Origin of the sequence: Mycoplasmopsis bovigenitalium (assembly GCF_002356075.1) — a bacterium.
Lineage (GTDB): Bacteria > Bacillota_I > Bacilli_A > Mycoplasmatales > Metamycoplasmataceae > Mycoplasmopsis > Mycoplasmopsis bovigenitalium_A.
Map to the genome: position 1 here is coordinate 736,502 of NZ_AP017902.1, position 26,305 is coordinate 762,806.

The 26,305-nt window shown below is 27.3% G+C and carries 17 protein-coding genes; 15 read left to right on the plus strand and 2 right to left on the minus strand.

Translation table 4 applies throughout. From position 1 onward, the window contains the following. The first annotated feature begins 140 nt into the window (after positions 1 to 140). From ruvA to MBVG596_RS03285, 14 genes are all read left to right on the plus strand, one after another. On the plus strand, positions 141 to 752 hold the full coding sequence (gene ruvA / locus MBVG596_RS03220) for a Holliday junction branch migration protein RuvA (protein ID WP_096387118.1): 612 nt from the start codon (positions 141 to 143) through the stop codon (positions 750 to 752). Then, positions 724 to 1,680, plus strand: coding sequence for a Holliday junction branch migration DNA helicase RuvB (gene ruvB, locus MBVG596_RS03225; RefSeq protein ID WP_004421561.1), 957 nt, complete (start codon positions 724 to 726; stop codon positions 1,678 to 1,680). Before ruvA ends, ruvB begins: the two co-directional genes overlap by 29 nt. 125 nt (positions 1,681 to 1,805) lie before the next feature. Further along, positions 1,806 to 2,426: a hypothetical protein gene (locus tag MBVG596_RS03230; protein ID WP_096387121.1), complete on the plus strand. Its 621-nt coding sequence runs from the start codon at positions 1,806 to 1,808 to the stop codon at positions 2,424 to 2,426. A 16-nt stretch (positions 2,427 to 2,442) separates the two neighbouring features. Beyond that, positions 2,443 to 8,562 carry a discoidin domain-containing protein gene (locus MBVG596_RS03235; protein ID WP_096387124.1) on the plus strand — a complete coding sequence of 2,040 codons (6,120 nt, stop codon included), beginning with the start codon at positions 2,443 to 2,445 and terminating at the stop codon, positions 8,560 to 8,562. Between the two features lie 111 nt (positions 8,563 to 8,673). Beyond that, positions 8,674 to 11,265, plus strand: coding sequence for a protein translocase subunit SecDF (gene secDF / locus MBVG596_RS03240; protein WP_096387127.1), 2,592 nt, complete (start codon positions 8,674 to 8,676; stop codon positions 11,263 to 11,265). 45 nt (positions 11,266 to 11,310) lie between these two features. Further along, the gene (gene truB / locus MBVG596_RS03245) at positions 11,311 to 12,162 is read left to right on the plus strand and encodes a tRNA pseudouridine(55) synthase TruB (RefSeq protein WP_096387130.1); all 852 of its coding nucleotides are present in this window, start codon (positions 11,311 to 11,313) and stop codon (positions 12,160 to 12,162) included. An 11-nt stretch (positions 12,163 to 12,173) separates the two neighbouring features. Beyond that, on the plus strand, positions 12,174 to 13,010 hold the full coding sequence (locus tag MBVG596_RS03250; protein WP_096387133.1) for a YcsE-related riboflavin metabolism phosphatase: 837 nt from the start codon (positions 12,174 to 12,176) through the stop codon (positions 13,008 to 13,010). A gap of 15 nt (positions 13,011 to 13,025) precedes the next feature. Beyond that, positions 13,026 to 13,892, plus strand: coding sequence for an FAD synthase (locus tag MBVG596_RS03255; RefSeq protein WP_096387136.1), 867 nt, complete (start codon positions 13,026 to 13,028; stop codon positions 13,890 to 13,892). A gap of 117 nt (positions 13,893 to 14,009) precedes the next feature. Further along, complete coding sequence (rpsO, locus tag MBVG596_RS03260) at positions 14,010 to 14,276, plus strand: 30S ribosomal protein S15 (protein WP_004421573.1); 267 nt, start codon at positions 14,010 to 14,012, stop codon at positions 14,274 to 14,276. 90 nt (positions 14,277 to 14,366) lie between these two features. Further along, positions 14,367 to 15,992, plus strand: a complete 1,626-nt coding sequence (argS, locus tag MBVG596_RS03265; RefSeq protein WP_096387139.1) for an arginine--tRNA ligase — start codon at positions 14,367 to 14,369, stop codon at positions 15,990 to 15,992. 151 nt (positions 15,993 to 16,143) lie between these two features. Next, positions 16,144 to 17,259, plus strand: coding sequence for a hypothetical protein (locus MBVG596_RS03270; RefSeq protein WP_096387142.1), 1,116 nt, complete (start codon positions 16,144 to 16,146; stop codon positions 17,257 to 17,259). 274 nt (positions 17,260 to 17,533) lie between these two features. After that, positions 17,534 to 18,061 carry a hypothetical protein gene (locus MBVG596_RS03275; protein ID WP_096387145.1) on the plus strand — a complete coding sequence of 176 codons (528 nt, stop codon included), beginning with the start codon at positions 17,534 to 17,536 and terminating at the stop codon, positions 18,059 to 18,061. Continuing rightward, on the plus strand, positions 17,991 to 20,588 hold the full coding sequence (locus tag MBVG596_RS03280; protein WP_096387148.1) for a DUF262 domain-containing protein: 2,598 nt from the start codon (positions 17,991 to 17,993) through the stop codon (positions 20,586 to 20,588). The genes MBVG596_RS03275 and MBVG596_RS03280 overlap by 71 nt, the downstream gene beginning before the upstream one ends. Before the next feature lie 31 nt (positions 20,589 to 20,619). Continuing rightward, positions 20,620 to 22,077: a DUF4116 domain-containing protein gene (locus MBVG596_RS03285; RefSeq protein WP_096387151.1), complete on the plus strand. Its 1,458-nt coding sequence runs from the start codon at positions 20,620 to 20,622 to the stop codon at positions 22,075 to 22,077. A gap of 485 nt (positions 22,078 to 22,562) precedes the next feature. Here MBVG596_RS03285 and MBVG596_RS03845 read toward each other — a convergent pair whose 3' ends face one another. Then, entirely contained in the window at positions 22,563 to 22,715 is a 153-nt protein-coding gene (locus tag MBVG596_RS03845) for a hypothetical protein (RefSeq protein WP_225247167.1), read from the minus strand. Positions 22,716 to 23,109: 394 nt separating this feature from the next. On the opposite strand from MBVG596_RS03845, the gene MBVG596_RS03295 reads away from it, so the two are divergent. Then, on the plus strand, positions 23,110 to 24,474 hold the full coding sequence (locus MBVG596_RS03295; RefSeq protein ID WP_096387156.1) for an FAD-dependent oxidoreductase: 1,365 nt from the start codon (positions 23,110 to 23,112) through the stop codon (positions 24,472 to 24,474). A 108-nt stretch (positions 24,475 to 24,582) separates the two neighbouring features. Here MBVG596_RS03295 and MBVG596_RS03300 read toward each other — a convergent pair whose 3' ends face one another. Further along, entirely contained in the window at positions 24,583 to 25,959 is a 1,377-nt protein-coding gene (locus tag MBVG596_RS03300; RefSeq protein ID WP_096387159.1) for a hypothetical protein, read from the minus strand. Between the last annotated feature and the right edge of the window lie 346 nt (positions 25,960 to 26,305).

Consider the following 26,305-nt stretch of genomic DNA (forward strand, 5'->3'; position numbering starts at 1 on the left):
TAAGTGTAAGAAAAAAGAAAGGAACTTAATATGGTTAAAAACAATTGCTCTTTTTTGTTACAAATTAATTTAATGATTAAAACTATGAGGAGAATGTACTCAAACAAAATAAACATGAACGAAACTATCTAGGAGAAAAAATGATTTTATATAGAATTGGCGAAATAATTTATAAAAATGGATCAAATATTATTTTTGAATCTGGTGGAGTTGGGCACAGTGTTATTATGCCTAAACATGAAAGGGTTGAAGTTAAAAGCAAAGTAAAACTATATTTATTTGATGTAAAAAACGATTATTATCAGGCTACTTATGCATTTAAGGATTTTAAAGAACGTTTATTATTTATAGACTTAATTTCTCTTAATGGTGTAGGACCTAAAGTTGCATTTAATTTATTAAATCAAGGTTGAGAGAAAATAGCTGCTATGATTTCAAGTAGCGATCTTGAAGGCATTACTAAAACCCCATATTTAAATCCTAAAGTAGCCCGCTTAGCAATAGCGGAATTAAGTGATAAATGATCTAAAATGATAAATAAAAATAAAGCTAGTGAAGTAATTACGGCAAGCAATGTCGTTGATGAAGCTAGATTAACCCTAAAAACACTGGGATTCAAAACAAACCAAATTGAACAAGCATTAAGTACTATACCTTTATCAAATGATGTAGAATCTGTCATTCAACACGCAATGTATGCAATGACTGGCAAGCAGTTAGAAAATGAAAATTCAAGTTATACGACCCAGTAATTTTATTGAATTCATTGGACAAAATAAATTAGTTACCACTCTGCAAACTATGATTAGCGGTTGTAAACATAGAAGAGAACCTCTAGATCATATTTTGTTCTTTGGCCCGCCTGGAACTGGAAAAACTAGTTTAGCTAGTATTATAGGTAATGAATTAGGTGTTAAGGTACATTTTTTACAAGGGTCGTTATTGGAAAAGAAAGCAGATATTTTGTGCATATTTGCTAATATTAATGAGGGAGATATTGTTTTCATTGATGAGATCCATAGTATAAATAAAAATGTTGAAGAACTTATTTATTCCGCTATGGAAGAATTCAAAATTGACATTATTATAGGCCCTGAAGGTAATAGCAAAGTTATGAGAATGAATCTTAAACCATTCACCTTAATTGGCGCTACTACTAAAGTTAATTTACTAAGTCAACCATTAAAAGATCGGTTCGGATTTCATGGTAGACTTAATCCCTATTCAATTGAAGATATATTGAAAATAGTAAAAAATGCTGCCAAAATTTTAAAGATTGATTCAGATGAATCAATATGAAAAATGATTGCTGAACACTCTAAATCTACACCCAGGGTTGCAATACATTTAATTAAAAGAATTTATGATTTTTCATTAAAGAATAATGAGGAATATATCACTAAAAAAACAGTTATTGAAACATTTAAATATTTAGAACTATTTGAATTTGGTTTGAATCGAGAACATTTAGAATACTTAAGAGTTTTGAATGATACATTTGGCCATAAAAGTGCTTCATTAGACTCATTGACCGGAATTTTGAACTACCAAAAAGAAAATATTTTGTATGAAATCGAACCGATACTTCTATTTTTGAAATTAATTGAAAAAAGTCCGCGTGGCCGAAAAATAACTGTTAATGGAATAAATTATTTATTAAAAAATTATAGACACACTTAATCGGCAAAAAGCCGATTTTTTTGAACTATTTTACAAATTTAATCGACTTTATTATGTCGTGAAAATTGATTGTTTATATATAATTTTGTAACAGGAAAAAAGATGATAAATTTATGGGTATATAAATGAAAAATAAGTTTGCTTTAAAACGCTTAGTTAAATTAAAAATTTGTTCAATTTCAACAGTTTTTAGCACATTTATATCTATTTCTTGTTCAAACAATAAAGCCAATCTTAAAATAAAATATAGTCAAAATTTACATGAACTATACGAACTGTATAATGAATTACAAAATGAAGTAAAACAATATTATTTAAACGACAATAATCCCCATACTTTTGTGCTCAATGAAATTTACCAAAACATTGAATTTATAAAACAAAACGAATCAAATGCTGACCTTAATTTACAGCAAAAAACATTGGCAAAAATTCAATTTAATATAACTTGAATAAAAACGCAAAGGCAAATTAAAACACAAGAAGTATTAGATAATTTCCGAAAAATGGAACTTTTTTATAATGACTTGATCAGTGAAAATATTTATGAAAATAAGTGAATGATTAAAAAATATGAGCAAATCATTAATCTATCAACAAAAATTGATGAATTTTTAAATCATTCAGTGCAAATAACTGATCCTAAATCCAAAACAATTGATAAATATAATATCTTCATTATCCAAATTAACGAATTACTCAAAACTTTAAAAAAAGAATCTTTAGATAACAAAATTAATAAATAAATTTTAAGAAATTACTATGAAACCAAAATTACTATTACCATTATCTGCACTATCGCTATTTGCACCCATTAGCACCTCTTTAATTGCTTGCGATTCTAATTCAAAATCACCAAATCATAGATTCAATGATGCTATGAATTTAATGTTAGCATTAAATAATATTAACTACAATTTAATTGATGCGAATCACCGCGGTATCATTAAAGAAAAAGTATCCAATTTACATCATTTAGCTAGCGATATTCAAATAGCAAACAATAAAAATAAATTCGAGCAGTTTTATGCAGAATTAAAATTTTTACAAACAAAACTAAAAAATGAATATAAAATTGACCTTAACAACATCAACACTAACAAAAAAACGGAATTAAAGCAACCTAACTTTGTTAAAGAAACAATTAATAATAATGCTACTGACTTAAACCTAATTACCACAAGACATTATCTTGATTATGATGATGTATTTTTAGGTGTTAATTCCCAAGATAATATCCAATCAATTTTGGAACGATTGCCAAAACAAATTAAAATCAGTTTTGCTGGCAAACAATTAAGTGTTAAAGTAATTTGACTAACAAATCATTTAGACGAAAACGTAAAAATAAATTATAGTTTTGCAATTTATGGTGTTTTTGAATTTTTAGGTCAATCTTACAACATTAAGGCCAATATTAATTTAGATACTACATCTATTAATAAATCTAAAATCAATTTAACCCCATTAGTAAACAAAGAAAATGAAAATCAGCATTTTGTTTTGGACCAGATTAAATTTAATGATTCTCTTTATAAACTATTTGATAATGATTATAGTGCAAGTTCTCGTTGGGAAAACTTTGATATTGTCAATACCTTTGGTGAGCTTGATGATAAACATGAACAAATAGTTATTAAGTTTGATGAACCAAAAAATGTGAATGAAATACAATTCAAATTTTGACTTGGCACAATTTCAAAAACAATTTTGCCAAAAGAATTTAAAATTCAAAGTTCATTAGATGGCCTTAATTACAATGATGTTGAAAACCAAGATATTATAGAAACATCAAGTTGAGGTGCACCTAAAGTAAATGATGATCAAACATCGGATTGATTATCAATTAAATTTAACACTACTCAAGCAAATTACTTAAAAATTAAATGAGAATATGATACCTTCTATTACGAGGGGTGAAGATATGCAATGTTTGCCTTAACCGGTTTAAAAATTCTTGGTTTTGATGAATCAATAAAAAGTGAAGCTAAACATGGCATTATTGATGACACAATTTCACATTTTTCAATTAATAACGTTAATATTGCTGCTGATAAGTTGTACGATATAAAACGAAAAAAATTCGTTATTAATTCTAGTCATGAACTCGATATTAATAACATAATTTCAAATTCTAAAGTTTACTTTCATAATCCTTCAATCAAATATACAGCCACTCTTTTGGAAGAAATTTATTCTAAAAATAAGCCAAATTTAGTTCTATCTAAAACATACATCATTAAAACATTTGACCAACGCGGCCGAATAATCAGTAAATATTTAGTTTCAATTGAAGACAAAAATTATTTGAAGTTTTATAATCAAAAAGATACAAATAATTTACCAATAAACAATGTGTTAACTAAAGTAAAAGTTTTAGAATCATTTTTTGATCGAGTTAATAACTATAATTACAAATCGGCAAAAACTTATCAATATTTGAAAAATTTACACCAAAAGATAGACTATGAGTCAATTAAAAATTTTGATACATATCAAATTTCTTTATATGATGATCTAATTGATAATGCATATTTTATCGTTAATAATTTAAATAACTTTAATTTAGGAGATGAACACAAAAATTCTTTAGCGCAAAAATTGCTTGCTGATATCAATAATATGTTGGAACAAAATTTTGTTGATTATAGCCAGCTAAAAGATTATGTTGATTTATTTAAAAAATTAATTAGGTCTTCAGATTCTATTAATTCATTGAAAAATAGTTTAAAAGAAGAAATTCAACGCGAAAAATTAATTTCTAGCGAAGCCAAAGAACAACTTTTGAACCAATTTGATGATGAAAGTTCTTCAATGTTTGTTATTAATTCGAATTTTAGTTTTAATAAATCTCAAACAAAATGACAAATTAAAAAACTGAAAAATAGTTTAATAAATAGCAATTTAAGCAATGATCTTAAAAACACACTTTTAACTGACATTAATTTAATAACAGATTATTATTCACTGGTGGAATTGGAAAAAAGAATCAAAAATATAATAGAAATTGATTCAAAAATTACCGAAATTATCGCCGATTCTCATAATAAAATCAATGAATCATATTATGGTGCGAACAAAGCATTCGCTTTTTACAATTTATTAGATGAGTATAAACAAACATATGATAATCATTTAAAATCATTTTTTAAAGCTGACGATTTTTTAAATAGATTGATCAATTGACAAAATAGCATCAATGACACTAATTTAATACAAACTGCTTTTGAAACAATGGTAGACCAAGTCTTTAAACATGACAAAATTGTGAATGATAATTTGGCAAATTGACAGAAACTTGACTTGTTGAGATTTATGAATGTTGGCTCTCTAAATAATCAAACTGCTAATATAATGCTTCTTAATTTAGCCACCAATTTCATTGATCTTTCAATTGAAAACGTAAAATTAAGCCCTGATTTTAAACAGTCAATTGTTACATATAAAGTTACACATAAATACAATCCAAATCTTATTTTGTTTAGAGAATTAAGATTCAATTTACCAAATGAAAAAATAGTTAATAAAGTTAAAGAACTTGAACAAAATAGTGATCTAGATGATTATTTTGAAGTTGATTATTATTTACTTTCTAAATTAAATTATGATGAATTTAGAAATCAATTTAGTTTAGAACAATCCAATAAAGTTAAGGGGATTGAACTTTATGCAAATTATAATAAGCCAACAATACAAAGAAGACAAAAGTATGTAAAAGACAGTTTTGAATATCGAATTCATCAAACTCCAACCTTTGAAAAAAATAAATTAGTTGTAAGTGTTGAATTTACATTCAATAATAATGTAATTCTAAAAAAACAATTATTTTCAAAAGAATTGTCATTTCAAGACAATAATGCAAAACAACAAGATGATGATCAAATTGACCTTGCAAAAGCAAGAGAAGTCTTAGCAAATAAAGATTTAATATTGCATAATTTGTATTTAAAGAAAGACTTAAACATCTCCCATCAAGATTTTTATCCTGAAAATGCAATTGAGGTATTGAATAAGTTGTATGATTTTCCCAAATTCGGTAAATACATAATAGCTCCAAAACAATTAATTAGAGCTTATGATTCGGGTGATAAATTTGGCGGGGTTGCTGAAATATTCTGAGGAATTTTAAAAACAGAAGTCACTAATCAAGGTGAAAAATTACAAAATTGAGTTGAGGATGCTTCATCAGATTTATTTACAATCAATCATTTTAAGCGTTACCAACATGATGATTTTATTAAACCAATTAACCAACATTTTTTACAAGCTAGTGATTTTGTTGGTGATGGCTCGTTTGATTTAAAATTAAAATCGGAAATTGACCTTTTAGATGACAGTGATATTGATTTTAGAAAAGTGATTGGCAAGGCTGAAAACTATACAAGAACTGCACAGTATAGAAATATAAATATTACAGAATTCTTAAATCAAAAAGCCCAACTTAAAGCTAACTACTTTTTGCGTTTAATTGATCCTGCGGATAAAAAGAATTCAATTAAACCTAAAATTTCACACAAACATTATAAACAAGGAGAGTATGTGCCATACTCTGCGGGCCACATACCTGCCACTTCTTCAAAATACTCAAGTGCTGATACTAAAGCAATTAAAGAGCAAACCTTTTACTACTTCTATGACATTAAGCAAATTGACCATAACTCAATTAGTTTTCGTTTAGGTTTTGTTTCAAACAAGGATAAATCAAAGCGCTATTCACCAAATAAAGTTTTTGTTATGAACAATGTTGTAAATGATTATGAGCAAAACTTATACCCTGAAGTAATGTTAAATAATTTAATTAAAGATAACATTAAAATTGAGAATAAAGAATTGTCGCAAAAAACTGTTGAAGAGTGAAAAACTGATTTAAAATCTTTGACAAATGTAATTACTTTAGTTAACTCTAACGAAAATAAAGATTTAGAAATTGAAAACCAATTTATAACTTATAAAAATTTCCAATTGAATAGAAAATATATTCGTATTGGTCAAATTAAACAACATGGAAGCAATTCGGCTTTTATTCGTTTTGAAGTGTTGAATTTTGATAATAAATGAGTTTTAGGTAAAAATTGATATTTGATATCAAATTTCAAAGCTAGCGAAATGAGCAAGTTTGAAAATATACATCTTGAAAATGAGAAACTGCAAACAATATATTACGATAATAAACTGGTTAAAAGAATTCGTGAACTAGAACCACATGTTGATGATGCGCTTTGAACTTTAAAATCAGATCAACAAGCAAGTTGGAAAATGGATTCAAAATATATAAGACATACTTTTTTAACAAATAGTGCACAAGATCGTGAATTTGAATTTGAAATGTATGCAGGAATGTTGGTATTTGACAATTTAGCAAGCGAACGCATCATTTCTAATAACAAAACTATTAAATTTAAAGTTGATTTTGAGCAATTACTTAATTCCGAAATAAACTATAAATCTAGTTTTGTAGAAAGTATTAATAATAAAAAAGTTGTTATTAATTACACTATTACAGTGCAATACAGCCATTTAGACCAGAGTGTTAATTTCTATTTTACGGTTGAGAAACCTTATAAATTAAAATTAGGCTACCCTCAAAACGAAAGAGCTATTAATGGTTTAAAATTTGATGTTAATAGAGCAGTAATGTTGCCTTACGCACCGCTAAAAATTAAAATGTCATATACAAATCGAATTCAAAATGAGAGCGATTTTGGGTTAGGCAAAACTAATTTATATGACTACAATAAAGCAAATACTTCGGCCACAGACCAAGTTCATTTACTGTATAATGACGCAAATTACTATGCAAGTAAAGTTTATAATCCAAACCAGAATGTTTATTGAAAACATAATGATGGTTTTATCCCAAATATCCAATGAATAAGAGACGATTGGGGAACAACAAATCGAAGTTGAGATATTATTAATCGAGTTAGAGATAATGGTTTTAAATATGTTACATGAAATCGTCACCCAGGAACGGGTGGAATGTTAACTAAGATTAATGATGATCCTAATGATTTATCGCTTTACTATATTTCTAATTGACATGTTGGCGAATTCTACCCAAATATAGGTGCAAATGCCAATGGCATATACCCTGATAATGCAACTCAACCACCAACAATTGGTAGTCCGTCCATTTCGCTACCATTAAACAAATGAGATTCTGAATTATACAAAGGGTACTCTTACACTTGATGAGATTACAGTTCATCGATTAATATGCCTGTTGGATTAACCAAACCTATTTATATTGGCTATAATCGGGCTAATAATAATTCACCTGTCTCTGTTGATGAATTAGTTGATAAAGATGGGAATCCTAGTTCATTTTCATTCGATTTACAATTAACTTGAAGTGATTTTAAAAAATCATATGAGCATGCTAAGCAAGGTTTTAGAGATGATATTTTAATTAGATTTAGGAATTATCTAGAAGCAAAACCTACACAATTAGACCATTCATCAAACAAAAATCATCACATAGTGCCATTATTGAACCCTCATGCACATATTGGTTTTCCAGGCTGAGGATTTATGACAGGATATGTGAATTTTAGACCCGAAATTTCAAATACAAATTTCTATTTTAGACAATATGCTAATTATTCTCCAATTCAGTTTGGTGAAGGGAATTCGGGCTCTGTGATGTGGAATAGCAAAGGGAATCCAATTGCAATTTGAACAGCAGGTGCTAAAGGTTCATTTTCAACTGGTTTGTTGTTTGACACTTATAAACACAATTTCTATGGAATTAATTGAAATAATGAAAATCCACTTGATTTAAAATCATTTAAAAATTCAGTTGGACATATAATCCTAAGACAAGCGCTTAATAACCCATTTAAATATTCAGTTCCATGATTTTATAAAAAAATAAATAGTTAGAAAATCAACAATTATTGTGCGTCAAAATTACTTGACGCATTTTAATTTTGGATTTAATATTAAATTAATAAATTAAACCTTAATTTAAATACTTACTATATAATTGAAACTATGAATAAATTTAAGGAATTTTTTAGAAACATTTTTTCAAAGAAAACTTGAAGCAAAATTTTTTCACTTAGCGGCTGGAAAAGATGATTTTTATCATTTTTTATTGTTTTAGGTGCTATCACAACGGTTTCGGTTGGAACTACTTTATACACTGCGAAAAATACAAAAAAATCTATTGAGTATGGCGGTGGTCAGGAATTTTTGGTTTCTGTTAATTTCAATGGTTCAAAGGAATCAATTAATGATGTTGCTAAGTCAATTGCAAATAGAATTAATGATCAAGACACAAATATTACTGTTGAAGGTGGAGATAAAATCAAAATTTCAAAATCTGGTAATTTTACATCTGCCGATAGAGTTCATTTCGAAAACTTAATTTCTAATAAATCAACCTTAATTTTTACTGACACAAATGGCCAGCCACTATTTAGAAATGGCGTGTTTGTTGAGCCTACTGAATCTAATAAAATTGATTGAGATTTAGTTTATAAAAATACTGAAAAATTACAATCATTTGTTCCACCAATTAAAGATGCGAGATACAGATTTAATCAATATAATAGCAGTCATTCAACTGAGGTAGTTTTAGCAAACAAAAATGCCGAAATTGAATGAACTAAGCTAACCGAGTACATTTCAAAGAAACAAAATAACAAATACCTGCTTTCATGATTAAATATTGACGAATTAATTTCATTAGCAAATACAAAATATCCTCAAGAGTGATCTAATGCTAAAAGAAATCCATACAATTTTGTTTATATCAATGAACAACCTGTTTTTCAAGGTAAAGAAGGTGTTCTAAAAGAAAATGTTTTTAATGCTTCTAAATATTTGGTGAATAAAATTGGTGTTGCTCAACCAATTAGATCTGAAAGTTTTTCAATCCCATCACGTTCAAGAACAAAAAATGATGCAGTTAAACTTGCAGAAGAAATAAATTATGGTACTGCAAAATATGATTTAAAAATTATTTCAAGCAATTTTATAGCATCAAATGACACAAATAATGCTTATTTATTTTCATTAATAGCAATTGGTGTCATATTAACATTTTTAGCAATTATGTTAATAGTTAATTATGGTTTATTAGGAATGTTGAGTACAATTTCCCTTGCATTATATACATTTTTAACACTTACTTTAATTACAGTCTTGCGTGGTGATTATTCTCCGATATCATTTGGTTCAATAATTTTAGGTCTTGCCATTTGCTTTGATTTCAATGTCTTACTACTCGGTAGACTTAAAAAAGAAATTTATCGAGGAGAAAAAATGAGGAAAGCTGTTGCTACTTCACTTCATTCTTCACTCACTCCAATATTTGACTTTTCAATTTTAACTATGCTAATAAGTTTTGCTTTCTTCTATTTCACAGTTCAAAGCGTAAGAACATTTAGTATTTCAACAGTAATTTTGGTAATTAGTTCATTAATTGCAACATTCATTGTTACACGGTTGATTGTTCCATTACTAGCTAACACAAAAACATTTATTTCTAATCCTCGACTTCTTGGAATTAGAATGCAAAAATACAATAATCCTGTTGAAAAAGCCTCTAATTTAAATTTAATAAAACACTCAAAATGATTCTTTATTAGTCTTTTAATTTTATTTATTTGTTCAATAATTTCAATAACATTATTCGGATTAATTTCAAAAGATTGAGCAAATGCTCTTAATTTATCAACAAGTTTTAGAAGTGGAACCAATATAACAATTCAAGGCGCAAATGGTTTAAATAAAATTCAAGCTAACCAAATTAGAGACTTATTGATTAACGACGCAAACAAGCTAAATATCAATAACGCTTCAAGTGTTATAAGTGTTTCAGCATCTGATATTAATTCAACCGTCTACAATGTTATTATCAAAACAACTCAACTATTTGAAACATCGCAAATTAACTTAATTAGAGCAAAATTAATTGATAGCGGATTTATTGGAATTCAACTTCTAACATTCAACACAAGTGTTGCTAATGCTATTGATATTTTTTCAAAAACAGCAATTGCACTCGCACCTACCTTATTAATCATTGCACTTTATGTTTTAGTCAGATACAAATGAACATACTCAATTGCAGTGGTGTTTGCCTTAATTTTAGATTTATTAGGCATTTTAATTGTTGTTGCATTATTTAGAATTCAAGTAAACTCAATGTTCTTAATAGGGTTTATATCTGCGCTAATATTCTCATTAAATGACAAGATAGCTCTTATAAATAAAATTAGAGAAATTATGAGCAATCAACATTTAGGAGACTTTGTTGAACAAAAAGATATTGAACAAGCTGTTCAAAAATCAGTTAGATTAAATGTGAAGCGTAGTCTTTACTTTGCTATTGTTTCAATAATTATTAATGTCATTGCAGCAAGCTTTATATACCCAATTAATTTATCATTCACACTTACATTTAGCGTGGGAATTATATTGAGTTCATTAAGTACAATATTTGTAATGGCTTATATTTGACAAAAACTTGAAATCAAACGTCAAAAAGGAATTAAAAATCGTCATTTTAACAAATTCTGAGTAACTCCGGGCTATGACGAACAAATTTTCCCAGGCGTAAATGATTTTGTTGCTTAAAATTTAAATATCGCGTTTGCGATATTTATTTTGCAAGGAGGAATTATGTTTTACTTATTAAACAAACCAAAAGGCGTCTCTTCTTTTAAATGCATAAATGATTTTGCTAAAGCAAATAAAATTAAAAAAATTGGCCATACAGGAACTCTTGACCCTCTTGCCAGCGGCCTACTTTTAGTAGCTACTGATGACGATACAAAATTAATTCCTTACATCAATGATAAAACCAAAACGTATATAACATCAATTGAATTCGGAAAATCTACTTCTACCTATGATTCAGAAGGTGCAATTACAAACACATCAATAAATCGCTTAAAAAAGAGTGATATTAATAAAGCAATTCAATGACTTAATTCGCAAAAAACTCAAATTCCTCCTTTATTTAGCGCTAAAAAAATTAATGGCGCAAGAGGTTATGATTTAGCAAGAAAAAATATTGATTTCGAACTAAAACCTCAAAATATCGAAGTTAAAAACACAAAATTAATTGATTTCGATGAACAAAATCAAATATTAACCGTTGAATTAACTGTATCCAACGGTACATATATTCGTTCACTTGCTAATGACATTGGTTTGGCTTTTAACACTTTTTCTTACATGAAAGAACTTGAGCGCACTAGTATTTCAACTCTGCAAAAAAATATGCTTGCCAACAACAATTTTGTTGCTATAATTAATTTTACGCCCTTACTTTCTTTACAACATATTAATGTTAGTTTTAATCAATTAATTCAGCTTAAAAATGGCCTTGATATTGAATTCACTATTGAAGATGGTGAATATTTATTGACCTGCGAAGAATTTGATAAATGTAATGTTTTGGGAATAATAACTGCAAATGCAAAAAAAATTAAACCTAAAAGGTTATTTGGTTCGCGTTTGCCTAAATAGATAGGAGAAAAATGAAAAGTGAATTGAAAAATAATATTAAGTTAGCCGCTTTTGATATTGATGGAACTATTTTGCCTTACACTGCACCTGCGCTAAGTGATACAGTTACCAAAATGTTTAAAGAATTAAAAAATAATAATATTTATTCAACTCTTTCAACAGCTCGCGAATTTATCACTATTGGAAATTTAATGGATAAAACTCCAGATTTAGATTTTTTTATTGGTGCTAATGGAATGTTTGTATACGATTTTCAAAACAAAAAGATAATTTATGAAAAAACAATTAGCCTTATTGATTTAAAAATAATTTATGATGAAGTTTTAAAATGCAAAGATACTAATGGTTTAACAGTTACAGACCTTGATTGATGTTATTATTCAGAAGGTACGCATTTAAATACTTGATTTTTAAGTCCTCATGCTGCAAAAATGAAATTATTCAACTTAGATGCAATTGATGAGGAACACATCCACATCATTACTATTCAAACCAAAGGCGAAGAGCAAACAAAACGCGCTGTTGAATATTTTGAAAAAGTTATAAAAGATAATAATTTAAATGTTTCAATCAATTCATATTGACACAGTGGACTTTTCATTTGTCCTAAAGGAGTAACAAAAAGTCAAACTATTGACTGACTGTGCGAATATCTAAACATTAAAAATTCTAAAAATGTAATTGCATTTGGCGACAGCTCAAATGATATTGAAATGATTTCTAATGCTGCATATGGAGTTGCAATGAACCACTCTGAGCAATATTTAAAAGATGCCGCAAATGACGTTGCTGGCGATGTTAAAAATGACGGAGCATATTTAAAATTAAAAGAGTTGCGCTTAATTTAATTTATAATATTATTCATGCCATTAAAAGTTTATACACTACATAATTTACCAAGATTCAAAAGTCCAATATTTATAATGGGCTCTTTTGAATCTTTTCATTTGGGCCATAAAAAACTTCTTGAAAAGGCATTTTTTTTATCTAAACAAGATAATTTTGAAAGGGAAATAATACTAATTTATTTCGCCGATACACAAAATTTACCAAAAAATTCTAATCAAGTTTTTTGTGATGAGATATACCGCCTTGAAGGTTTTTTAATGAATGGTGTTTTAAACGCAATTCAATTAAAATACAATGAAATTAGTCAATTATCACATACTAGTTTTATTGATAAATTGATTGCTAATCAAGATGATTTTGACATTATAAGTGGCAATGATTTTCGCTTTGGCTACCGCGCTTTGGGCGATGCAAATTATTTAGCATCACGCTTTGATAAAAAATATCATTGTGTACAAATGTTAAAACTTGAAAATAACCAGAAAATTTCAACAAGTTTCCTAAAAGAGCTGGCATTACAAGGCGAAATTGAAGTCATCAACATGTTAAATTGTTTTAAATTCGGCTTTAATTCATTCATTCAAAAAAATAGTTGCATTTTGAATTTAGATTTTGATGATAATTTAACTAGAATACAACCCGGTATATATGCTGCTAATATTGAAATAAATAAGATGGGTTATTATTGCCTTCTATTAGTTAAAAAAGACAATACTCGCAGTATTGAAATGATTGATTTTGATTGAACTTCTATTGAAAGATTTCATTGTAAAATAATAATCCATAAACTAATTAGACCATTTTATAAAAACAGTTTAGAAGAAACTAAACTTGATGATTTTGCCCAAGCTAAACAATTTTTTATTGATAATGTAAAATAGCAAATTGCTTGGCTTTTTTTATATTTTTGCTAAAATCATATCGATTATACTTAATCAATTTTGTACTAGGTTTAAATGTAAATTTATGCTTGGTCAAAACATAATAAAGGAGTTATTATGATAACAAAAGAACAAAAAGCTCAATTAGTTGCTAAATATGGTAAAAATGCTAAGGATACAGGTAATTCATTTGTACAAATAGCTATTTTAACCGCTGAAATTGAAGACCTAAAAAAACACTTTGAAGCAAACCCAAAAGATAACCACTCACGTCGTGGATTCATGGCTAAAATTGCTCAACGTCGTGTTTTATTAGCACACTTAAAACAAGAAAACTTTGATTTATACTCAAAAGCTCTAACTGAACTAAACTTAAGAAAATAAGTATCCCACTTACTTGCCTCTGGCAAGTTTTATTTTTGACTTTTTTAATTATTAAAATTATCAATTTTAATTTAAAGTATAATTTCAATTATGACAAAATCACAAATTAAAGAATTATTACTTATTGAACTTAAAAAGATTGCTAAAGAACTAAATATTGAGCGCGAAATTATGCTAACCGAGCCAAAAAGCCATGGTGATTTAGCAACTAATATTGCGATGGGCCACAAGGAATATAGACCAATAGATTTAGCTAATAAAATCATTGAAAAATTACAATACATAAAGGACAATCTAAACATCGAAACTATTGATGTTGCTGGTCCTGGTTTTATCAATTTCACACTTAAAAATGATTCATTTGTTTCGGGAATAAAAGAAATCTTGAGCAAAGGCGTAAATTATGGACGTGGTTCAAAAACAGGCAATATAAATATCGAATGAGTTTCTGCTAACCCAACAGGTTATTTACATGTAGGACATGCGAGAAATGCGGCAATTGGTTCAACAATTGCAAATATTTGTGATTTTAGTGGTTTAAATGTGACTCGTGAATACTATATTAATGATGCTGGCAATCAAATTAATTTATTAGCTCAAAGTATTTTTGCGCGTTATCAACAAAAATTCAATAAAGATTTTTCAATGCCAGAAGAATCATACAAAGGCGAAGATATTATTTGGGCTGCTGAACAATTTTTTAATAAATATGCCGATAAATTTAAAAATAAAGAACTTAAAGGTGAAATTTTGGATATTTTCAAAAATGAAGGTGTTGAATTATTTTTAGGCGAAATTAAAAAAGATTTAGCAAACTTTAATGTCCATTTCGATAAATATTTCAGCGAAAAATCTCTATATTTAAACAATAGCAAAATAATTTATGATGTTATTAATAAGCTAGAAAATACTTTCCAAAAAGATGGCGCCACTTGACTTAAAACAACATTAGATGGCGATGATAAGGATCGTGTTTTAATAAAATCAGATGGTTCATTTACTTATTTTTTACCAGATATTGCTTATCACGATATCAAATTTAAATCAAATGGCACTAATCCATTAATTTTAAATGTTTGAGGAGCAGATCATTCAGGATACATTAAACGTATGCAATCCGCAATGAAAAACTTGCAAAACAATGATGATAATTTAGTAATTCTATGTATGCAACTTGTCCGTTTAATCAAAAATGGAGAAGAGTTTAAAATGTCAAAACGTAAGGGTACAAGTTTTTGATTGCGCGAGTTTATTGATTTAGTCGGCACAGATTCAGCTCGTTTTATACTTTTAGATCGAACCACTAATACAAAACTTGACTTTGATATTGACTTAGCTACTACTAAAACCAATGATAATCCTTCATTTTTAGTTCAATATGCTAACGCAAGAGCTTATTCACTACTTGAAAAAGCAAATGCATTACAAGTTGATTTTAATCTTGAAAAATATGAAAATAATAACGATATAAAACTTATTTCACTCTTATTAGATTTTCCTAATATTATTGAAAAATCAGTTGAAAAATTAGTTACAAACTTACTTACTCAATATTTAATTAAGTTAGCTAAAGAATTTAATTCTTGATATTCAAACACTGATAAAATTTTAGAAAAACAAAACAAAGATAACTCGCTTGCACTCGTTAAAGCCGTTAATATTGTTCTTGAAATTGGTATGAGATTAATTGGTATTTCAATCCCACATAAAATTTAATTCCCAAAAGGGAATTTTTTTAAATTTTACTCATTCACTTTTTTCATAAAAGTTATTATAACGCGTTAATTATTGATAAATATAGAGCTAAAATAATTCGTTTGCCATACAATAATGCCAGTCTAATTGATGTTACATTAATGAAAATGTAATGAGCTTAGGAGATGCATTAAACAAGGATTTTAATGATTGATTGGCAACATATTTAGCTACTTGAAGAAAAGAAAATCCAACTGGAAGGGTACTATTTTTAGAAAATCTACCTTTTAGAGATGAAACAGCAGAATCAAAATTTGTTGGCGGAAAATCTGTATCTATTAATTATGTAATTGAGCAAATTTATAAGACCAACCAATTCCCTAAAAACCAAGTCCGGGATTTATCTTTTCAATTTATTTATAGTGCTAATATGCATATGCAAGAAAACGACCAATATTGCTTGATTTCACCTATTAAATATTGAAAGCTTAATCATATTAATTTCGAATTCGTACAAGGGTTTTTATCAAATAGAAAGCATTATAATGCTACAGATGGCGGATTACCTATTATTCGTTGAAAGAAAACAAATAACCATTCCGATGTTATCCATTTAGAAAACGCCACTATTATAAAGGTATTTAAGCGTGTAAATGCTTTTGATATTTCACAAAACAAAGAAGATTATTATGCTAAATTATCAATTGGTAATACATTAGAACATATTGGCAACATCTTAACAAATACAGATAAGGGATTAAGCAATAGAATTTTCTATGTTAATAATGAGAACATTAAGAAAATTAGCGTTCTACATTGTGCTAGCAGTTGAAAAAGCAAATCATATTTATATGATATTTTAACAGTTATGAAAAGTGCAGACAAGCAAGAATTAGCTTGAGCAGATGAAACCTTTTTAAATGATTGTTTACTCTGAACTTTACTAAGTGATACTGTAAAATGCTATAGCGATGAAACAGTTAAAAATCAGATTTGTTTAAGTGGAAAAGCAGCACAAATGCTTAATTCTGAGTTGTTTAAAGATGTCCATAATGATTTAATAAACTATTGAAATGAGATTATCCAAAGAGCCAAAAAAATGACAGATTACCAACCACATTATCTATATGGATTAAACCAAATTAATAAAGATTTGAATAAAAAAGTAGTTAAATACATAGATGCTTTTGGTAAACTACAGTATGGATATGAAGACGATGGATTGCTAAATTCAAGCATTCAAATCTTAAAAAATAAGCTTAAAGAGTTCTATTCAAATCGTATTTAGCCAAAGCTTTTTGAGTATGAAATTTTAAAATAAGCAATAGCTCAAGCATTATATGCTCAAATTATGTATAATTAAGATAATATGAACAAGAATGTTATTGAACTAATAAATCAAGTCAATATATATATATATATATAGATCAATAATTAAATATGTAATTCCATAGTAATACTTATATAACACTCTTTTTAAAAAAGAGATTTTTTGTTTTGCCCTTTGAAATAGGGGGATTTAATAATAATTTATTAAAAGATATTAAAAATAAGAGGTTTAAATGAAAACTAACAAGGATATTATTGAAGAATTAAAAACGAAAAAAACTACACATATTTATGCGGCTATTCTTAAAAATAGTGTTTTAAAATGATTAGATAAATTAAATGAAAATGAAACATACATAATTAAGCTTGAAGAACAAAAAGAACAAAATAGTAATTACAAATATAAGTTCGAAAATCATCTGGATGTGCTTTTTTATAATGTAAATGAAAAAAATAGGTATTTAGGAGAGCAAACTATTAACAGTATAAACAATACACTTTTACCTCTTGAAATAGTATTTAAAATTGATGATAAAACTCTTCAAATTAATCCCGCTCTAGTTAATTTTTATAAATCAAAGATAAAAGAAAATTCAGAATTAAAACCGTTGCAAGTTCTAAAAGAATTCATAGTTCAAAATTTTAAAAGATATGTTCAAAAATATTTTATTAATACATTAAGCAAAAAAGATGTCAAAAAAAGACAAAAAATCTCATCGTGATTTTTGAGCAAGCGTTATTTATGTGATAGGTCAAGATAAACCAAATAATATTTTTTCAAGTGAAGTAGAACCAAGAAATAGTACTATTGATTTTGTAAAAACTTACTTTTATGAAGATGGCCAATTAATTGAATCAATATCAAACGAATTTGATGAAATGATTGAAGAAATTGAAGAAATCGTTGATAAATTTAATCAAATTAGTAAAAATAATGATAACTTAACAAATGATGAAATAGACAAAGAAAAAGATATACCATGAGCAAAAGTATACGATATAAATAAAACCAATACAAGTTATATAAAAAATAAAGAAAATCCAATTGACAATACATTAGAAAAAATTGATGAAATGACAGGCGATGAAAGAAAATTTTTACTAATTAAAACTAATATATTTAGCTTTTTTACTTCAAGCTGCACAACTAATTACAAATTACCACTTTTTCAAAGAACTTATTCTTGAGATCCAAGCATAATTGAGGGATTCTTTACTTCATTGTTTAATGATTATAAAGACAATCAAAGCTTTTCATTATTGAATAGCATTATTTTGACCTCCATAGACAATCAAAGCCAAATTATCGATGGACAACAGCGAATAACCTCATTAATAATAATTATTTTTGCGTTAGCAAAATATTATCAGCAATTGAAAGATCAGCAAAATATCGATGAGTCCAAACAAAATTTTAAAGATCTCTTATCTTTTCCAATCAACAATATACTTGATTTAGTGAACGGATTTACTAGAATTGATGATAACTATAAATTTCTAGAAAGATTGACACATAAACAATATATAAATGATGAAGATAATAAGAAATATAAAAAGTCAATAGAAAACACTAGTTTTTATAAAAATTGAGTAAAAGTTTGTTTACTTATCCAAGATAAAATCAAAAAAATTGATGAACTATATGATTTTACTAAACATATTATGTATAAAACTTTCTTTTCTTTATCTTATATTAGGGAAATAAAGGAAAAAGATATTGCTAAAATATTCTGTAATTTGAATAAATATAGCAAAAAACTCGGTACTTTAGATCTTTTCAGAAACCGACTTTATGAATTATTTAAAGAAGATAAAACAAAACATTATATTGATGCATACAACTACACAATAAATCTTTATTTTAGACGAAAAAATAAGGCAACAAGTAATGAATATGAAGCCTTAATTCAAGATTTTTTGGATTCTATTTTAGTGAAATATGGAAAATTTGATGATATAAGCGAAATAAATAGAAATTTTAGTGACAAAATCACTAACGCCTATGAAAAATTTAATTTGCTCTTTGATGAATATTATAAAAATGACAAAACAAGTGCTCTAGAAAAACTTTGAGAAGACATTTTACAGTTTGAGTATTTTTCTTCTGGTTCAATTAAAGATGTTGATGGATTCATTAAAGCAAACAAAAATATTGAAGAAAAATGCAAAGAAAATAAAATTTTATGAAATCTTGTAGATAAAAAAAATAAATTTAGCAAAAAAATTGAGTATTTTTACATAAATTTCCAAATTTATCACTTATCAAATGAGGGTAAAAAATCTGTATTTATTCCACTAATTTGAACTATTGCTGATAAATTAAAATTATTTGATTCATCAAATAAAAAAAATAATGAAATTGAACAAACATACAGTCAATTTAGCAAATATTTGGTTGAAATTGAAAAATTTTCATTGCTTTGAGAAACCGAATATAAAGCTCAATCTCTAACTAGATCAATAAACGAAATTTGTAAATCTAAATTATTAGATAAAAAAGGCGAATTTATTCAACCAAATAAACTTTATGAAGAGTTAGAAGAAATGATTGGAATTCTTAAGGACAAGCCAAAATCTGAGAAAATTTTAAAATTATATGAATTACTGAATTCAAAATTTAATCAGGAAATCACAAATAATGGATACAAAAACAAAATAAGCAATTATGCTTATAAAAATGTTTTAGGTAGATTAGCTTATAGCTTAACCCAAGAAGAAACTCCAAAATATTTTTGTAAATATGAGACTGATGAACAAAAAGAATACTATAAAGATTTCACTAATTACACATACGACCACCACACAGTTCCCCAAACAATAAATAAAAATCTTGCAGATATTTTTAATAAAGCTGGTATTGAAGATTATAAAAGGGACAACCTAATTCATAAAATCGGTAATGGTGCATTAATAACCCAACCCGATAATGCAAGTAAAGGTAATAAATCTCTTAATCCGGAAAAGAAAAATCATTTTAATCAAACAGTAAATGGCGAAAAAACTAAATTCAACATAATTGATTTTAGCTCTTTAAAAGATGGGCGAATAGTAGCATATAATGATCAATTTATACAAATACCCCCAGCTATTAAACATTTTCAAGATTTTGTTGATGACGAACTAACTGGAAAAGTAGATAAGAATTTTAAAAAATATGAAAACCTAAACGAAGAAGAAAAGGAAAAACTTTTTAAAGACTTTACCCAAAAAATAAAAAACAGATCGCAGACAATAATTGAATCTTATATTTCTGCGCTATTTTATGATTGAATTGAAAAAAATGAATAAAAAACTAATTTAAAAATAATAAAGGAAAAATATGCAAAATATTAAAGAAATAAAACTATCTTATTCTTCGATAGATAGATTTTATAATGATATTAAAGTTGATGAATCGAATTCATTAGTTCTAGAAGAAAAAGCACTAGAACTACTAAAACAATATATGTTGCAAAATGAATATTTATTCTTTGAAAAGGGTGGTGAATTGCAAGGAATAAATGAATTAACAATTACTTTATCAACACCACATGAATTTAAATCTATAAAAGATTTTATAAAACAATGAATAATTGAAGTCAAAAATAAAAACAATATAATAAGAGGTAATTTTAGTGTAAATGAATTGGAAAATTCTATTAAAAAGGGATTTTTATCAGTTAAAAACTGAACTGATAAAAATTTCTGAATGACTGCAATCAAACATAAAGCTGAGTACTTAGCATACGCTCCAATAGAACTAAAAAGTAACAAATTGTTTGTCATAAAATCGATCGAAAATAATGAAGATGCATACAAATATGCTGCTGATAAATTTAAAAATGACAAAGATGTAATAATGGCTTTAAGTAATGAATGTGGCCAAGGATTAAGTTGAATTCCAGATAAATTTAAAACCGACAGAGAGATTATTGTAAGTTTTTTAAACGAAGATGAAATTGCTTTAAATTTTGTTGATGAAAATTTAAGATATGACAAAGATTTAATACTCAGCGTTGATTCAATAAGAAGTAAAAATATACTAAGATATGCGCCATATGAAATTAAAAATGATAAATTGCTTGTTTTAAAACTTGTTAAAAAGAACTCTCATGCTTTAGAATTTGCATCATTTGAGCTACAGAATGACAAAGAATTTGTTTTACAAGCTATTAGAGATGGTGGTAGCGAGTTTGATATGTATCTTCACAGAAATATAGGTTTTATTAATAGAATTCTACGTAGCCGCTATACAAAAGGCTCAAATTCATTAGAATTCGCCTCAGAAGCATTAAAAAATGATAAAGATGTTGTTTTAGAAGCAATAAAAATTGACGGGTATGCTTTAGAATATGCTTCAGAAGAATTAAAAAATGATAAAAAAATTGTTTTAGAAGCGGTTAAAAATAATGGTGATGCATTAGAATTTGCTTCAGAAGCATTAAAAAACGACAAAGAAGTTGTTCTAGCGGCTGTTAAAAATAATGGTCGAGCATTACAATATGCTTCAGAAGCATTAAAAAACGACAAAACAGTTGTTCTAGCGGCTGTTAAAAATAATGGATGAGCCTTAGAATATGCTTCAGACGAGTTAAAAAACGACAAAACAGTTGTTCTAGCGGCTGTTAAGAATAATGGTGATGCATTAGAATATGCTTCTCACGAGTTAAAAAACGACAAAGAAGTTGTTTTCGAAGCCATTAAAGAAGATCGGAAAGCTTTAAAATATGCTTCAGATAGACTAAAAAATGATGAAGATATTATTTCTTATATAGAAAATATTTGTAAAGAACTTTAATTTAATAAATTTAATTATAGATTTAATAGTGTAAACATCATTGCAAATTGCGGTGATGTTTTCATTTTAAAATTTATTAATTTCAAATTCCATACAAAATAAATCAATTTTGTATTGATAAAACACCTTATTGACTTATATCTTATAAATATAATGGCACAATTAACAAAATTACAGAATATTAATGTACTCTAACTTAATTAAAAATATAATTAAAAAGTAGAACAAAAAATAGCAAAAACACTATAAATAAGCCTTTTTCGTTATTTTGTTATTTAAAAATTGAATTAAAAATTAAATACACCAAGCTTTACTTAGTGTATTTTTATTTGTTAATTGTTATAACTTTAATGATTAAATTTATTTATAAATCTATTATTGATTCATTGAGTAAAAAATCTTCTAATCCGACATATAAAATACCATTTTCATCGTGTTTTGGAATTATTTTGTTTCCTACTAAACTATTTTTTTAAATGAATCATCTATTTTTTTAAGCGGACTATTTCTTGCTGTTTTTTCTCTAAATTATCTATATTTAAGGCAGATTGGATATAGTATTTTTTGTGTCCTTTATTAATAATAAAATCAATTTCGAGTTGAACTTTTTCTCTTTTTGAATCTTTTTTTAAATTCATGTTTAACTACCCCAACATCAATATTGTATCCTCTGCGCAGCAGATCATTATAAATTATGTTTTCCATAATGTGAGTGTTTTCCACCTTTTTATTTCAAGTAGTTTAAAAATATATTTATGCTTAAATCCATTCATATATATGACTTAAAAATTTAAAGATATTGTAGTGAAAGAAGTGGATATCTACTTCTTTTTTGTTCAAAATCAATTTATTATTTATGTTTAATGCACATAAAAAAGCAACAAAAATGTTATTTATTACATTTGTTAAATTTTTCAATATTTTTAATAAATTTTAGTAAAAAAGCTTAATTTGTTAATTTATAAAGTTATATAATTTAGACAATAATTCATTTTTAATTATAATTATTATTTCATTTAAAAGGGAGAATATATGAAAATTATATTAGTTGGGGCAAACCACGCTGGTACATCTTTCATTAGAACATTAAAAACTGTTAATAAAGATGCTGAAATTACAGCTTATGACAGAAATACTAACACTTCATTTTTAGGTTGTGGTATTGCAGTTTGAGTTGCTGGTGAATTCGACGAACCAGGTGGACTATTTTACTCATCACCAGAAAGCTTAAAACAAGACTATGGTGTGAATCTAAAAACAAACCACGAAGTCATTGCTATTGATAAAGTTAAAAAACAAGTTACAGTGCGTAACAATGCAGATGGTTCAACATTTACAGACACTTATGACAAATTAGTTTTCGCTGGTGGTACTTGACCAATCGAACCAAAAATCAAAGGTATTGAATACAATAAAATTGTTTTATCTAAACTTTACCAACACGCTCAAAAATTAATTGAATACGCAAATGATAAAGACATTAAAGATGTTACTATTGTTGGTGCAGGATACATTGGTGTTGAACTTGTTGAAGCATTCCACTTAAAAGGTAAAAAAGTTACTTTAATTGATGTTAACAAACGTGTTACAGGTAACTACTTTAGCGAAGACTTTACAAATGTTATGGAAGAAAACATGCGTAAAGAAGGTATTAAACTTGCTTTAGGTGAAAAAGTTGTTGAATTCAGATCAAAAAATGGAAAAGATGTTTCAAGTGTTGTTACTGACAAAGGTGAATACAAAACAGATCTAGTCGTAATGTGCATTGGCTTTAAACCAAGAACAGACTTTGTTGACCTAGAAAAACTACCAAACGGCGCAATTTTAGTTGACGAATTCCAAAGATCAGTTTCAGATGAAAACATTTATGCAGTCGGTGACTCATGTGCACTAAAACATGCTGTTACTGGTGACAGTAGACACGTTGCTTTAGCAACAAACGCTGTTAAATCAGGTTTAGTTGCTGCATTACACATTGCCGGTGTTAATGTACCATTCCCAGGCGTAGCTGGTACAAACGCAATTAATGTATTTGATTGCCACTATGCAGGAACAGGATTCACAGAAGAAATGGCAAAAGCTAATGGTTTTGAACACGCTGCATCAGTTCACTTTGAAGACATGGATAGACCAGAATTCATGAGAGAAGCCGAAAAAGTTGCATGTACCATTGTTTATGACAAACAAACATTAAAACTACTAGGTGTTCAATTAGGTTCATGAGGTAAAACAATTCACGCTGAAACAATTTACATGTTTGCTTTAGCAATTCAAAAAGGCTTAACATTACCAGAAATTGCTCTAACAGACGTATTCTTCTTACCTCACTTCAACAAACCATTTAACTTCTTCTTAGTTCCAATGCTAAAAGCATTAGGCATTAACTACAAAAAATAAGTATTTTAAGCAAGTTTAGACTTGCTTTTTATTTTGCTTTTAATTGGTCAAAGTATTTAAGCAACAAAAAATGCGTATGATACGCATTTTCTTGTGAATTGGTAAATTTTATAATCCTAAAAAAGCCTTATTATTCAAGAGTATCAACTTCACCATTGTCTGTTGATTCTTCAGTTGCTTTAGGTTTTCTAGCTTTTGATTTTCTTTTAGATTTTTTTCTTTTTTCTTTGTTGTTTTCTTTTTAGGGGTTTTTTCTTTTTTCTCTTTTTCTTTATCCTCTTTTGGATCGGTTTCAGATTTATTTGATTGTTCTTTTTCCTTATTTGAATCTTTTGGAGGTTGACTTGAATCACTATTTGTCTCAGTGTTGCCTGTTATAGGAGGTGTCGCTACATTTGATTCCGGTTTTTCTGATTCTTTTTGTTTTTCTGGAGAAGTGCTCGCATTTTGTTTTTCATCTTTTAAAGATTCGCTAGGTTGTGTGTTTGGTTTTAGTTCTTTGTTTTCTGGTGTGCTTGTACTATTTTCTGAGCTTGCTGATGTTGATTTTGAGGTTAGGTCAAGGGTTTGAGAAAACTCTTCAGTTCCTTTTTTATTATTTTTATCAAACAAAACTCATTTTAGAGTGTATTTGTCATTTTCTTTGACAACTTTAATTCCACGACTATTGCCGCCCTTAAGGCTAATGTTAGCTTCTTTGCCCTTTTTACTATCTTTATTTGTGTTGACTTTTTCTCATCCAGAGACACTATTTGAAACTGTGATATATGTTTTAGATTTGTCAGCAGCTTTGCCTAATATTACTTTTCCATCACTTATTTTCAGAACAGATTTTTCACTTGAAATAACTTTATCTAATAATGCAGGAATTTCACTTTTGTGATCTTCATTTACTACAAAAAGTGCACCCTTAACAGAAGGTTCATATAATTCGGGCATTAAATATTTATCTTTTTCACTTGTATTTGTATTTCCGTTATCTGCCTGGTCTTTTGGAAGAATTTCATGGTTTTCGCTATTGTTACCGGGCTGCGCACCATTTTCTGGTTGTGTTTGTTTACTTGGGTTATCTTGTTCGCCGCCTTCTGGAGTAGTTATCGCTTCATCGGTTTTAATTAGGAATCCAGTAAATTCTTTGGTTATTAAATTCGATTTTTCTTCACCTTTTTGGATTACAAATTCAACGCTTAAAATTCCATTTTTATCATCTGGGCGCAAACTAACATCGGTTTTTTGATAGCCATCCTCAATGTTTGTAAATTCAATTTGATTTTCTTTAACATCGCTTGCATGAGTTTTGCTTGCTTCGCCAATAAATTTAACTTTTACATTTGCTGCTACAGTATTAATATCTTTTTCTTGTTCAACGGTTTGTGTATTTTTTTTGATTTCATTGACTTCTTGCTTATGGCAAGAAGTTAGTGAGATAGGTAATGTTGTCGAAGATAAAACTCCAACACTTAATAGTAATTTATGTTTTTTCATCACACCTCTAATCATTGTTTTTATAAAGTATATTATTATGCTTGTTTGATATATACGTATATATGTATATATCAATATATTTAAAGCTATTTAATTATATTATTTTATTTTTTTTAACCTGTTTTATTAAGCTTTTAGACCCATTTTCTCAGAAAAATTTCCATTATTTTTAATTGGATTAAACACCCAAATATGGAATTCTTTTTTAAAGAGTGCAAATGTCGTATAAGCCCATTTTATAGGCATATACGACTTTTTGTTTGCCCCATGTGGAAAAGAACTTGCTATATATATATATATATATATATAATTTTGAAAATTTTTTCCATATAGATTGGACTGAAAG